The organism is Cryobacterium inferilacus (assembly GCF_019599185.1).
Taxonomy (GTDB): Bacteria; Actinomycetota; Actinomycetes; order Actinomycetales; family Microbacteriaceae; genus Cryobacterium; species Cryobacterium inferilacus.
Map to the genome: position 1 here is coordinate 1 of NZ_JAIEUL010000024.1, position 13,405 is coordinate 13,405.

10 protein-coding genes and 2 rRNA genes are annotated in these 13,405 nt (G+C 69.9%); all 12 read left to right on the forward strand.

Annotation, left to right across the window (positions count from 1 at the left end):
• Positions 1–136 precede the first annotated feature (136 nt).
• The 12 genes from rrf (K2F54_RS16655) to K2F54_RS16710 all read left to right on the forward strand — a co-directional run bounded on the left by rrf (K2F54_RS16655) (position 137) and on the right by K2F54_RS16710 (position 13,215).
• A 5S ribosomal RNA gene (gene rrf / locus K2F54_RS16655) occupies positions 137–253 on the forward strand.
• Positions 254–1,474: 1,221 nt separating this feature from the next.
• Positions 1,475–1,591: ribosomal RNA gene (gene rrf, locus K2F54_RS16660) — 5S ribosomal RNA — on the forward strand.
• Between the two features lie 103 nt (positions 1,592–1,694).
• Positions 1,695–3,551: a hypothetical protein gene (locus tag K2F54_RS19375; RefSeq protein ID WP_255577230.1), complete on the forward strand. Its 1,857-nt coding sequence runs from the start codon at positions 1,695–1,697 to the stop codon at positions 3,549–3,551.
• A complete protein-coding gene (locus K2F54_RS16670; RefSeq protein ID WP_220606985.1) occupies positions 3,490–4,569 on the forward strand; it encodes an HAD-IIA family hydrolase in 1,080 nt (359 codons plus the stop codon). The genes K2F54_RS19375 and K2F54_RS16670 overlap by 62 nt, the downstream gene beginning before the upstream one ends.
• Before the next feature lie 10 nt (positions 4,570–4,579).
• Entirely contained in the window at positions 4,580–4,843 is a 264-nt protein-coding gene (locus K2F54_RS16675; RefSeq protein WP_220607020.1) for a hypothetical protein, read from the forward strand.
• Entirely contained in the window at positions 4,840–5,784 is a 945-nt protein-coding gene (locus tag K2F54_RS16680) for a TlyA family RNA methyltransferase (protein ID WP_220606986.1), read from the forward strand. The genes K2F54_RS16675 and K2F54_RS16680 overlap by 4 nt, the downstream gene beginning before the upstream one ends.
• Before the next feature lie 5 nt (positions 5,785–5,789).
• Positions 5,790–6,710, forward strand: coding sequence for an NAD kinase (locus K2F54_RS16685; protein WP_220606987.1), 921 nt, complete (start codon positions 5,790–5,792; stop codon positions 6,708–6,710).
• Between the two features lie 9 nt (positions 6,711–6,719).
• Positions 6,720–8,441 (forward strand): DNA repair protein RecN, encoded by a 1,722-nt coding sequence (gene recN / locus K2F54_RS16690; RefSeq protein ID WP_220606988.1) that lies wholly within the window; start codon positions 6,720–6,722, stop codon positions 8,439–8,441.
• Between the two features lie 17 nt (positions 8,442–8,458).
• Entirely contained in the window at positions 8,459–10,147 is a 1,689-nt protein-coding gene (gene pyrG, locus K2F54_RS16695) for a CTP synthase (protein ID WP_308287716.1), read from the forward strand.
• On the forward strand, positions 10,140–10,814 hold the full coding sequence (locus tag K2F54_RS16700) for an NUDIX domain-containing protein (protein ID WP_220606989.1): 675 nt from the start codon (positions 10,140–10,142) through the stop codon (positions 10,812–10,814). Before pyrG ends, K2F54_RS16700 begins: the two co-directional genes overlap by 8 nt.
• A complete protein-coding gene (gene xerD / locus K2F54_RS16705) occupies positions 10,811–11,728 on the forward strand; it encodes a site-specific tyrosine recombinase XerD (RefSeq protein WP_220606990.1) in 918 nt (305 codons plus the stop codon). The genes K2F54_RS16700 and xerD overlap by 4 nt, the downstream gene beginning before the upstream one ends.
• Positions 11,729–11,961: 233 nt before the next feature.
• A complete protein-coding gene (locus tag K2F54_RS16710; protein ID WP_220606991.1) occupies positions 11,962–13,215 on the forward strand; it encodes a low temperature requirement protein A in 1,254 nt (417 codons plus the stop codon).
• Positions 13,216–13,405 lie beyond the last annotated feature (190 nt).

Genomic DNA, 13,405 nt, shown 5'->3' on the forward strand with positions numbered 1-13,405 from the left:
CGATAATTTGATAACACTCAGTTTGAATAAGCTGCTATGCGTCCACTATGTGGTTCTCGATGTACGGTCGAGAACAAACGCTCCTTCAGGGGAGCTCTATAACCAAAAAATATAGGTTCGATTCATCGAAAGATGTTTCGGCGGCTATAGCAAGAGGGAAACGCCCGGTCACATTCCGAACCCGGAAGCTAAGACTCTTTGCGCCGATGGTACTGCAGGGGGGACCCTGTGGGAGAGTAGGACACCGCCGGACTTAACTTAGAAACACCAGAATGGCCACCCCACCGGGGTGGCCATTCTGCGTTTAACGCCCACCACCAGCACCCGTCCGCCGCGACGCCTTCCGGTCCGCCCCCACCGCGCTGGCCGAGCCGGTATCGCTGGTCGAGCCCGTATCGCTGGTCGAGCCCGTCGAGACCCCGCAATCGGCAATGCGCCCACCTCGCAGGTCGAGCCTGTCGAGACCCCGCGAGACGACCCGCGGAACGCACCGCCGGCCGGGGCACCCGCAGGAACCTCTCCAGGTCTCGACAAGCTCGACCAACGTAGGTGTGCGACCCGCAGGCATCCGCGGCCCGGCCTCGTGGACGTACCCACGTCGCTGGTCGAGCCTGTCGAGACCCCGCGAGACGACCTGCGGAGCGCAGGTCTCGACAAGCTCGACCAACGTAGGGGTGCGACCCACAGGCATCCGCGACCCGGCCTCGTGGACGTACCCACATCGCTGGTCGAGCCTATCGAGACCCCGCGAGACGACCTGCGGAGCGCACGGTCGGCAGGTGGCCCGCAGGAACCTCACCGGGTCTCGACAAGCTCGACCAACGTGGGGGTGCGACCCACAGGCATCCGCGACCCGGCCTCGTGGACGTACCCACGTCGTTGGTCGAGCCTATCGAGACCCCGCACGCGGACCTGCGGAACGCACTGTCGGCCGGGGCACCCGCAGACACCTCACCGGGTCTCGACAAGCTCGACCAACGTGGGGGAGCGACCCACAGGCATCCATGACCCGACCTCGGGCACGTCCCCACGTCGTTGGTCGAGCCTGTCGAGACCCCGCGAGACGACCTGCGGAGCGCACCGCCGGCCGGGGCACCCGCAGACACCTCACCGGGTCTCGACAAGCTCGACCAACGTAGGGAGCGACCCACAGGCATCCACGACCCGACCTCGGGCACGTCCCCACGTCGCTGGTCGAGCCTGTCGAGACCCCGCGAGACGACCTGCGGAGCGCACGGTCGGCAGGTGGCTCGCAGGAACCTCACCGGGTCTCGACAAGCTCGACCCACGTAGGGGAGCGACCCACAGGCATCCGCGACCCGTGCGGTCAGCCCCAGGAATCGGCAGATTTTGGGGTGAAAGTGACGGCTCGCGGGAGGGGAGCTCGTGTTGTCCTGTACACTTGAGGAATCGAAGCTTGATGGTTCGAAACGACTTGATGTGGCAGTCCTTGTGACAGCGCATCGCACGATGTTTCGGCGGCCATAGCAAGAGGGAAACGCCCGGTCACATTCCGAACCCGGAAGCTAAGACTCTTTGCGCCGATGGTACTGCAGGGGGGACCCTGTGGGAGAGTAGGACACCGCCGGACTTAACTTAGTCAAAATGGCCACCCATTCGGGTGGCCATTTTGCCGTTAACGTACGCTGGAGAAGTAGTCCGGTACGTATAGCCACACCTACAGGAGATAAACAGTGACCCCCACGGAACGCAACGGGAACGACGCACGCGACAACGGAAGCGGCGATCGTCGAACCGGCGGCTACCAGGGTGGTCGCGGAGGGTCGGACCGGCCCCGCCAGGACGGCGCTCGGCCGCCGTACCGCGGCAACAGCGGTGGCAACGACCGCCCGCAGCGCGATGGTGAGCGACCGCCGTACCGTGGCAACTCCGACCGTCCCCAGGGCGGCGAGCGTGCACCGTACCGTGGCAACTCGGACCGTCCGGCGCAGGGCGGGGAGCGTCCTCCGTACCGCGGCAACTCCGATCGCCCGCAGCAGGGTGGGGACCGCCCGCCGTACCGTGGCAACAGCGACCGTCCGGCGTACAACTCCGATCGCCCCCAGCGCGACGGCGACCGTCCTCCCTACCGTGGCAACAGCGACCGTCCGGCGTACAACTCCGATCGCCCCGCGTACAAGGGCAATTCCGATCGCCCGCAGCAGGGCGGCGACCGCCCGCCCTACCGCGGCAATTCCGACCGTCCGCAGCAGGGCGGCGACCGTCCTCCCTACCGTGGAAATAGCGACCGTCCGGCGTACAACTCCGACCGTCCCGCTTACAAGGGCAACTCCGACCGCCCGCAGCGCGATGGTGACCGTCCTCCCTACCGCGGCAACAGCGACCGCCCCGCGTACAAGGGCAACTCCGATCGCCCGCAGCGTGATGGCGACCGGCCCGCGTACAAGGGCAACTCCGACCGTCCGGCGTACAAGGGCAACTCCGATCGCCCGCAGCGCGACACCGAGAACAAGCCGTGGCTGAAGGACAGCGCCCGCGGCGGTTCGCCGACCCGCGCCGGCGCTCCCCGCGACGCCGGTAAGAAGCTGTGGACCCGTGACGGCGCCCCCGCTCGCAACGACCGCGACGCCCGCGTCGTGGAAGAGGAGATGACCGAAGAGCAGCGCATGCAGCGCGAGCTGCGTTCGGTGCGTCCCCGCCACGATGACCCCGAGCTGCCCGACGACGTCACGTCTGAGGACCTCGACCGCATCGCCCGCAATGAACTGAAGACCCTCACCAAGGACAACGCCGAAGCCGTTGGCCGTCACCTGGCCATGGCTGCCCGCGTCATCGACGAGGACCCCGAGCTGGCCCACCGCCACGTGATGAGCGCCGCGCGTCGTGCCGGCCGTATCGCCGTGGTGCGGGAGAGCCTCGCCATCACCGCCTACGCCACGGGTGACTTCGCCCTGGCGCTGCGGGAACTGCGCACCTACCGCCGCATCTCGGGCTCCAACGCCCAGCTGCCGCTGATGGTGGACAGCGAACGCGGCGTGGGTCGCCCCGACCGTGCCCTCGAGCTGGGCCGGTCGGTCGACCGGTCCACCCTGCCGGCCGGCGTGCAGGTGGCCCTGGCCATCGCGATGTCGGGAGCCCGCCTCGACCTGGGGGAGACCGAGGCCGCACTGAACGAGCTCGAGATCGCCCAGCTCGACCCGAAGACCGCCTTCTCCTACAGCTCCGAGCTGTTCGCCGCGTATGCCGAGGTTCTCGAAGAACTCGGTCGTACCGACGAAGCCGAGGTCTGGAACGAGCGTGCCTCCCGTGCGGATGCCGCCCTGAACGGCGACATCGACGAGACGATCGAGATCGTCGAACTCGACGACGACGAATACGACGACGAGGGCGACGACGAGGACGACGACAGCGCCGTTGAGGGCGACGCCGACGGCAGCGCCGACGAGGACAACGCCGACTCACCCGACGAGCTCGAGACCGCCGACGAGACCATCAGCATCACCGACACCGAGGACGCCGCTTCAGCCGATGACGAATCAGACGACACCCCGCGCGTGGACGAAGATCCTGAAACGACGCCCGTTGACTGAGCCGGCCACCCCGCTGGCCGGCATTGACGTGGTTCTGGCCGACCTCGACGGGGTCGTCTACGCCGGACCCGCCGCCATTCCGTTCGCGATCGACGGCCTCAACAAGGCCGCCGAGAGCATCCGGGTGGGCTACATCACCAACAACGCCTCCCGCACGGATGCGTCGGTGGCCGGCCACCTCACCGACCTCGGCCTGACCGTGGCGCCGGCCGACGTCGTCACCTCGCCGCAGGCGGCCATGCGGCTGCTCGCGGAGCAGGTGCCGGCCGGTTCGCGCATCCTGGTGGTGGGCGGCGACGGCCTGGTCGACGAACTGCAGAAGCACGGCTTCGAGGTGACCCGGTCCGCCGAGGATTCCCCGGCCGCCGTGGTGCAGGGGTTCGCCCCTGATGTGGGCTGGGCCCAGCTGGCGGAGGCGGCGTTCGCGCTGAACGCCGGTGTCACCCAGGACGGTGACTACCCGGGCATCCCGTGGATCGCCACGAACACCGACTGGACCATTCCGCAGGCCCGCGGCATCGCCCCGGGCAACGGCACCCTGGTCTCCGCGGTGCACACCGCGGTGGGACGCCTGCCCCTCGTGGCCGGCAAGCCGGAGATCCCGATCTTCCTCGAGGCCGTCAAACGGTTCGAGGCGAAGACCCCGCTGTTCATCGGCGACCGGCTCGACACCGACATCCTCGGCGCCAACCGCGCCGGCATGCCGTCGGTGCTGGTGCTCACCGGCATCGACAAGGCCAAGCAGGCCCTCGCCGCCGGACCCAACGAGCGCCCGACGTTCATCCTGGAAGACCTGCGCCAGCTGCACGAGCCCTACCCGGAGACCGTGTTCTCCAAGGACAAGTCGCAGGCCACCGTCGCCGGCGCGAGCGTGCGCATCCACGGTGCCGACGTGGAAATCGTGAACGTGGGTGACGACGGCATCAACCTGCTGCGCGCCGCCTGCGCCGTGATCTGGACCTCCGGCCGGCCGATCTACGGCCTCAACGTTCCGGAGAGTCTCTATCTCGGACGGTAGCCTAGGAAACGTGGTTGCAGACGGAGTAGACGAAGCACGAGCGCCAGGCGCGCCGACCCCGGCCCGCCCGGGGCCGCGCCCGACGGCGCCCGCTGCGGCACCCGCCACCACCGATGTGCCCGCCCCTGCCGTTCTCGACGGTGACCTGGATGGCCGCATCGCGGCGGTCGAGGCGCTGCCGCTCGCGGAGCAGGCGGCGGCATACATGCAGCTGCACGACAGTCTGCGCGACCACCTCGAAGGTGGAGACGTGCCCCGATCGAAGGCCGAATGACCACCTCCCGCACGCCAGAGTCCGACCCCGCAACGGGTGCCCCGCACGATGACGCGCCGCAGGTGAGCCGGCCGGCGCCGCAACCGACCAGCGTGCCGATCCGCCCGCCAGCCCCGTTGGTCGAGCCTGTCGAGACCCCCACGGGGGAGCAGCGCCTGGACTCGGCCCTCTACGAGCGCGGCCTGGTGCGCTCGCGCACCGTCGCGGCCCGCCTCATCGCCGAGGGGCTCGTCACCGTGGACGGCAGCCCGGTCGTGAAGGCATCCGCCAAGGTGCGCGAGACCCAGGTGATCGCCGTCGCCCCCACCGACCACTACGTGAGCCGCGGCGCGCACAAACTCGTCGCCGCCCTCGACGCCTTCGCTCTGCCCATCGACGGGCGCACCGCGATGGATGCCGGCGCCTCCACCGGCGGCTTCAGCCAGGTGCTGCTCGAACGCGGCGTCGGCCGCATCATCGCCGTCGATGTGGGCCATGGCCAGCTCTCCCCGACGATCAAGGCCGACGAGCGGGTGACCCTTGTGGAGGGCTTCAACCTGCGCTACGCCACCGCCGAGACCATCGCCGGCGCGTCGGGCATCACCGACCGGCCCGACCTCGTCGTGGGCGACCTCTCTTTCATCTCCCTCACCACGGTGCTGCCGGCCCTCGTGGCCACCGCCGCCGAGGGCGCCGACTTCGTGCTGCTGATCAAGCCGCAATTCGAGGTCGGTCGCGGCGGCATCCGTGAGGGTGTTGTGCACGACGCGGGCCTGCGCGCCGATGCCGTGTCCGGTGTGCTGTGGGCGGCCTGGGATCTGGGCCTGGGCGTGAACGGTCTGATCGCCTCGCCCATCGCGGGCGCCGCGGGCAACCACGAATACCTGGTCTGGCTTCACCGTGGAACCGGCACGAATCCGACAGAATGGATCGATCGGATAACCATCCTGGTGGGAGCGTGACGAGCATGACCGCAACGCCCCGGCATTTCCTCGTCGTGGCCCACACCGGCCGGCAGGATTCTCTGCAGGCGGCCGCCACGGTGTGTGAGCAGCTCATCGCCGCCGGCGCCGTACCGGTTCTGGCCGCCGACGAACGCGCCGACCTGCTCGCCGCCTGCCCACAGCTGAACGGCAGCACCGCCATCCTGGGTGAGACCGTGCAGGCCACCGACCTCGAGCTCGTGATCGTGCTCGGCGGCGACGGCACCATTCTGCGCGCCGCCGAGATCGTGCGCGGCTGCTCCGCCCCGCTGCTGGGCATCAACCTCGGCCACGTCGGGTTCCTCGCCGAGAGCGAACGCGACGACCTGGGCGAGGCCGTGCGCCGCGCCCTGCTGCGCGACTACCTGGTGGAAGAGCGCATGACCCTGTCGGTGCGGGTGAAGGTGGACCACGAGGTGGTCTACGAAACCTGGGCGCTCAACGAGGCCACCGTCGAAAAGGGCAGCCGGCAACGGATGATCGAGGTGATCATCGAGGTCGACGGCCGCCCGCTCTCCGCCTTCGGCTGCGACGGCGTGGTGCTCTCCACCCCCACCGGCTCCACCGCATACTCGTTCTCCGCCGGCGGCCCCATCGTGTGGCCGAGCCTGGACGCCCTGCTGCTCGTGCCGCTGAGCGCCCACGCCCTCTTCGCTCGCCCGCTGGTGGTGGGCCCGGACTCGTCGCTGGCGGTGGAGGTGCTCGCCCGCACCGACAGCACCGCGGTGCTCTGCGCCGACGGCCGCCGCGTGCACGACCTGCCGCCGGGCGCCCGCGTGATCGTGCGCCGCTCACCGGTGCCGGTGCGCCTGGCCCGGCTGCACAGCGGCCCGTTCACCGACCGGCTGGTGAACAAGTTCAACCTGCCCATCACCGGATGGCGCGGCCCGGTCGGCCGCGAGTGAGGCGCTGACATGATCGAAGAACTGGTTATCCGCGACCTCGGGGTCATCCGCGAGGCCACCCTGCCGCTCGGCCCCGGCTTCACCGCCATCACCGGCGAGACCGGCGCGGGCAAGACCATGGTCGTCACCGCCCTCGGCCTGCTGCTCGGCGAACGCGCCGACCCCGGCACCGTGCGCGCCGGCCAGTCGCAAAGCTGGGTGGAGGGCCGCTGGCTGATCAGCGCGGACGGCCCGGTCGCCCAACGGGTGCGCGACGCCGGGGGAGACCTCGACGGACCCGAACTGCTGCTCAGCCGGTCGGTGTCGGCCGAGGGCCGCAGCCGCGCGGTCGTGGGCGGACGCAGCGCCCCGGCCGGAGTGCTCGGCGACCTCGGCGGCGACCTCGTCGTGGTGCACGGCCAGTCCGACCAGGTACGGCTGCGTTCCGCCTCCGCCCAGCGCGACGCCCTCGACCGGTTCGCCGGCGCGGACCTCACCGCCGTCCTCACCGACTTCCAGCACGCCTACCACCGCTGGCACGCCAACCAGTCCGAACTCGACCTGCTCATCGCCGAGCAGGACCGCCGGGTGCGCGAAGCCGAAGACCTGCGCCTGGCCATCGCCGAGATCGAACTCGCCGCCCCGCAGCGCGGCGAAGACGACGAGCTCAGCCAGCGCGCCGAGCGGCTCGGCAATCTCGAAGAACTGCGGCTCGCCGCCGCGCAGGCCCGCGAACTGCTCTCTGCCGAGGAGTCCACCGACGACAGCCCCGATGTGGTGGCGCTGCTGGATGCCGCCCGCCGGCAGCTGGAGAAGGCCGCCGGGCACGACCCCGTGCTGCCTCCGCTGGCCGAGGCCCTCGCCAACGCCGGCTTCCTCGTCGCCGACATCGCCGCGCAACTCTCCACCTACCTCGCCGGACTGGACGCCGACGGCGCCAGGGAGCTCGAGGTCGTGCAGGAACGCCGCGCAGAGCTGACCGTGCTCTCCCGCAAGTTCGCCGGCGGCCTCGACGAGGCCATCGACTTCCTCGACACCGGCAGCAGCCGTCTGCTCGAGCTCGACGGAGACTCCGAGCGGATCGACGCCCTGCGCGCCGACACCGACGCCGACCGTGACCTCGTGCAGCGCCTCGCCGACCAGCTCACCGGCATCCGTACCCGGGCGGCTGAGCAGCTCGGCGCCGCCGTCACCACCGAACTGGCCGCACTGGCCATGGCCAACGCCCGACTGGTGGTCGAAATCGACCGCCTCGACGAGGTGAGCGCCACCGGACACGACGTGGTGCGCATCCTGCTGCAGCCGCACGCCGGCGCCGAACCACGCACCCTGGCCCGCGGCGCCTCCGGCGGTGAACTCTCCCGGGTGATGCTCGCCATCGAGGTGGTCATCAACGCCACCGACCCCGTGCCCACCTTCGTCTTCGACGAGGTCGACGCCGGAGTGGGCGGCGCGGCCGCCATCGAGATCGGCCGACGACTCGCCCGGCTGGCCGAAACCGCCCAGGTGATCGTGGTCACCCACCTCGCCCAGGTCGCCGCGTTCGCCGGCAACCACCTCAGCGTGGTGAAGGACAGCGACGGCTCCGTCACCGCGAGCAGCGTACGCCAGCTCACCGGCGACGACCGGGCCGCCGAAATGGCCCGGCTGCTCTCCGGTCTGCCCGACTCCGCCAGCGGCCTCGAGCACGCCCGCGAGCTCATCGAACTTGCCCACTCAACCAGCACCAACCGAGAGGCCCCCGCTAAGTGATAGGATCGAAGCCCGTGGTGAACATTACAAACGCGGACAACTCAGACGGCATTACCAAGCACATTTTCGTGACCGGTGGTGTCGTTTCTTCATTGGGTAAAGGCCTGACGGCGGCGAGCCTCGGCAACCTTCTCACGGCACGCGGAGTACGCGTGGTGATGCAGAAGCTGGACCCCTACCTCAACGTCGACCCCGGCACGATGAACCCGTTCCAGCACGGTGAAGTCTTCGTCACCGACGACGGCTCAGAGACCGACCTCGACATCGGCCACTACGAGCGCTTCCTCGACATCAACCTCTCCCAGGCGGCGAACGTCACCACCGGGCAGGTCTACTCGCACGTGATCGCCAAGGAGCGCCGCGGCGAATACCTCGGCGACACCGTGCAGGTCATCCCGCACATCACCGACGAGATCAAGCGACGGATGCGCCTGCAGGCCAGCGATGAGCCCCGCCCCGACGTGATCATCACCGAGGTCGGCGGCACCGTCGGCGACATCGAGTCGCAGCCGTTCATCGAGGCCGCCCGCCAGGTGCGCCACGAACTCGGCCGCAAGAACGTCTTCTTCGTGCACGTCTCCCTGGTGCCGTTCATGGCCGCCTCCGGCGAACAGAAGACCAAGCCCACCCAGCACTCCGTCGCGGCCCTGCGCTCCCTCGGGATCCAGCCGGACGCCCTGGTGCTGCGCAGCGACCGGCCCGTCTCCGAGTCGAACAAGCGCAAGATCGCGCTGATGTGCGACGTGGAAGAAGACGCCGTGGTCAACTGCGTCGACGTGCCCAGCATCTACGAGATCCCCGCCGTGCTGCACGAGCAGGGCCTGGACAAGTACATCACCGACGCCCTGAGCCTGCCGGTGAAGGACGTGGACTGGACCGCCTGGCAGCGCGTTCTCGACGCCGTGCGCGAGCCCAAGCACGAGGTCACCATCGGCCTGGTCGGCAAGTACATCGACCTGCCCGACGCGTACCTCTCGGTGACCGAGGCGCTGCGCGCCGGCGGTTTCGCCCAGCAGACCAAGGTCAAGCTCGAGTGGATCGCCTCGGACACCTGCGAGACGCCAGAAGGCGCCGCCGCGATGCTCGCCGAGCTCGACGGCATCTGCGTGCCGGGCGGCTTCGGAGTGCGCGGCATCGAGGGCAAGCTCGGCGCCCTCAAGTTCGCCCGCGAGAACGCCATCCCGGTGCTCGGCCTGTGCCTCGGCCTGCAGTGCATGGTCATCGAATACGCCCGCAACAAGGCCGACCTCGCCGGCGCCTCGTCGAGCGAGTTCGACCCGGAGACCGAGTTCCCCGTGATCGCGACCATGGAAGAGCAGGTCGAGATCATCGCCGGCGGCGACCTGGGCGGCACCATGCGCCTGGGCCTGTACCCGGCCAACCTCGCGTCCGGCTCGATCGTGGAGGAGCTCTACGGCGCCCCCGTCGCATCCGAGCGTCACCGTCACCGCTACGAGGTGAACAACAACTACCGCCAGCAGATCGCCGACGCCGGCCTGTGGTTCTCGGGCGTCTCGCCCGACGGCCACCTGGTGGAGTACGTGGAGCTGCCCCGCGACGAGCACCCGTTCTACGTGGGCACCCAGGCGCACCCCGAGCTGCGCTCCCGCCCGAGCAACGCGCACCCGCTGTTCCGCGGCCTGATCGGCGCCGCCCTGGACCGCCAGCAGGCCAGCCGTCTGTTCGAGGTGAAGGAAGATGCCTAAGACCCTCGCCGCCCGCGCCGAGGCCGACGCGCTGCTGCCCCGCATCGAGGATGAGCCGGCAGCCACCGCGCTGACCTCGAGCACGGTGCAGTTCGACGGCCACGTGTGGAACATCCGCCAGGACGCGTTCGACTACAACGGCACCGAAATCGTGCGCGAGTACGTCGACCACCCCGGCGCCGTCGCGATCCTCGCGCTCGACGACCAGGACCGGGTGCTGCTGATTCAGCAGTACCGGCACCCGGTGCGGATGCGCGAGTGGGAGCTGCCGGCCGGGCTGCTCGACGTCGACGGCGAACACGCCCTCATCGGCGCGCAGCGTGAACTGGCCGAGGAGACCGACGTCGTCGCGGCCGAGTGGAACGTGCTCACCGAGTTCTACACCTCCCCTGGGGGCAGCAACGAGGTCATCCGCATCTACCTGGCCCGCGGCCTGTCGCCGGCCACCGAGGTCTTCGACCGCACCGACGAGGAGGCCGACATGGTCACCCGCTGGGTGTCGCTGGACGACGCCGTGGACGCCGCCCTCGCCCGCCGGGTGCAGAACCCGTCGCTCGTCGTCGGGGTGCTGGCCGCCGCCGCCTCCCGCGCGCGCGGCTGGGCGTCGCTGGGCCCGGCCGACCTGCCGTGGCCGCGGCATCCGTCGAACTGGGACCACACGGTGTGACCGGCCCCGCGTTCGTCGAGCCGGCCGTGCACTCGTACCTGCGGCACGTTTCGATTGAACGCGGGCTGGCGGCCAACACCGTCGCCGCGTACCGACGCGACCTGGTGATCTACGCCGCCTGGCTGACGGATGCCGGCGTGGCCGACCTGCGCGCGGTGACCGCGCAACAGGTGAGCGCGTTCGTGCAGCACCTGGGCTCGCGCGACGAGTCGCCGTTGACCGCGGCGTCGATCGCCCGGGTGCTCTCCACCGTGCGCGGGTTCCACCGGTTTCTGCTGGAAGAATCGCTGGTGGACGTGGACGTGGCGCACGAGACCAAACCACCCCGGCTGGGGCTGCGGCTGCCCAAGGCCATCTCGATCGAGCAGGTGAACGCGCTGCTGGCCGCCACCGACGGTGACGAGCTGCCGCAGCTGCGCGACAAGGCGCTGCTCGAGCTGCTCTACGCCACCGGCGCGCGGGTGAGCGAGGTGGTGAACCTCAACGTGGACGACATGCTCGAGGGCGACGTGGTGCGCCTCACCGGCAAGGGCAACAAGCAGCGCATCGTGCCCGTGGGCAGCTTCGCTCGCGCCGCCGTGCACGCCTACCTGGTGCGGGCCCGGCCGGTGCTCTCCGCCCGCGGCAAGGCCACCCCGGCGCTGTTCCTCGGCGTGCGCGGACACCGGGTGAGCCGGCAGAACGCGTGGTTGATCATCCGTGCCGCCGCCGAACGCGCCGAACTGGGCATCGAGGTGTCGCCGCACACGCTGCGGCACTCCTTCGCCACCCACCTGCTCTCCGGCGGCGCCGACGTGCGCGTGGTGCAGGAGCTGCTCGGCCACTCCTCGGTGGCCACCACCCAGATCTACACCCTGGTGACCATCGACACCCTGCGCGACATGTACACCACGGCGCACCCCCGCGCCCGCTGACCCGGTTTCTGGCACTGTGGCTCGCGCCGTGCGGGCGTCGGGAGCCGCGCGCATCCAGCAGCAACTGTGCCCGATGCGGACAAATGGTCCCGGTGCGCCGGGCGCAATTGTCCGCACGGGTAACAGTTGGGCACGGTCGGGCCGCTCGACCCCGAGATCGGCTCACCGGGTCTCGACAGGCTCGACCGACGAAATGAGTGCATTCCGCGGGCAAGCTCCACCACAATGGGGGAGTGACCCGCAGCACCACGACATCGCCGTCCGAGCCAGCCCGTCCGCCCGCGTCGCCGGCCGGCCGGTTCGGCATCCGTCGTAACCTGCTGCGGCCGGAGGACTCGGAGGCGGCCGACCGCGTCACCTACGTGGAGCTGTTCTTCGACCTGATCTTCGTCTTCGCGCTCACCCAGCTCTCCCGCTACCTGTACGAGAACCAGTCCTGGGAAGGAGCGCTGGAGTCGGCGATGCTGGTGCTCGCGCTCTGGTGGGTATGGGTGTACACGACCTGGGTGACCAACTGGCTCGACCCGGCCAAACTGCCGGTGCGCGGGGTGGTGCTCGGCCTGGCCCTGGTGGGGTTCGTCGGCAGCGTGTCGATCTACGAGTCGTTCGGCGACCGGGGCCTGGTGTTCGCGCTGGCGTACACGGTGCTGCAACTGGGCCGCACGGTCTTCATGCTGCTGGCCGTGGCCCGGCACGACGCCGAGCTGCGGCGCACCTTCGTGCGGATTCTGGCCTGGCTGGCGCTGGCCAGCGTGTTCTGGATCGTCGGGGCGCTGCTGCCGCTGCAGTACCGGCTGCCGCTCTGGCTGATCGCCCTGGCGATCGAGTACCTCTCCGCGGGCGTCGGCTTCCGGGTGCCGGGCCTGGGCGCGTCGGGCATCGACCACTGGGACCTCTCCGGCCCGCACATCGCCGAACGCAGCGCCCTGTTCGTGCTCATCGCCCTGGGCGAGTCGCTGCTCGTCACCGGGTTTGCCTTCGTCGACAAGGAATCGTCGGCGGAGAGCATCCTGGGCATGCTGCTGGCCTTCGGCGCGGCCGTGGCGATGTGGTGGCTCTACTTCGACCACGGCGAACGGGCCGGCGCGAAGGCGATCGCCGCGGCCGCCGACCCCGGCCGCATCGCCCGGCTGGCCTACACCTACGTGCACGCGGTGATCATCGCCGGCATCGTGCTCACCTCGGTGGCCGACAAGGAGGTGCTCTCGCACCCGCACGCCGCCATGACCCTGTCGACCGCGGTGGTGCTGGTGGGCGGTCCGCTGCTGTACCTGGTGGGGATGCTGCTGTTCCGCCTGGTCGTGGCCCGGGAGCTGCTCGTGTCGTACCTGGTGGGCGCCGGGGCGCTGCTGCTCGCGTTCGCGGTGGCCTTCGGGCTCACCCCGCTGGTGCTCGGCGCGGTGACCACCGGTGTGCTCGTGGTCGTGGCCGGCTGGGAGACCGTGGTGCGGGTGCGTGCGGGCACCGACGACAAGAAGGCCGGCTGAGGCGCATCCGCCCGCCTCGCTGGTCGAGCTTGTCGAGACCTCGTGACGTGCCTCGAGACCGGCTCGCGGGGTCTCGACAGGCTCGACCAACGCGATGGGTGCGTTCCGTAGGTCGGCTCGCGGGGTCTCGACAGGCTCGACCAACGCGATGGGTGCGTTCCGTAGGTCGGCTCGCGGGGTCTCGACAGGC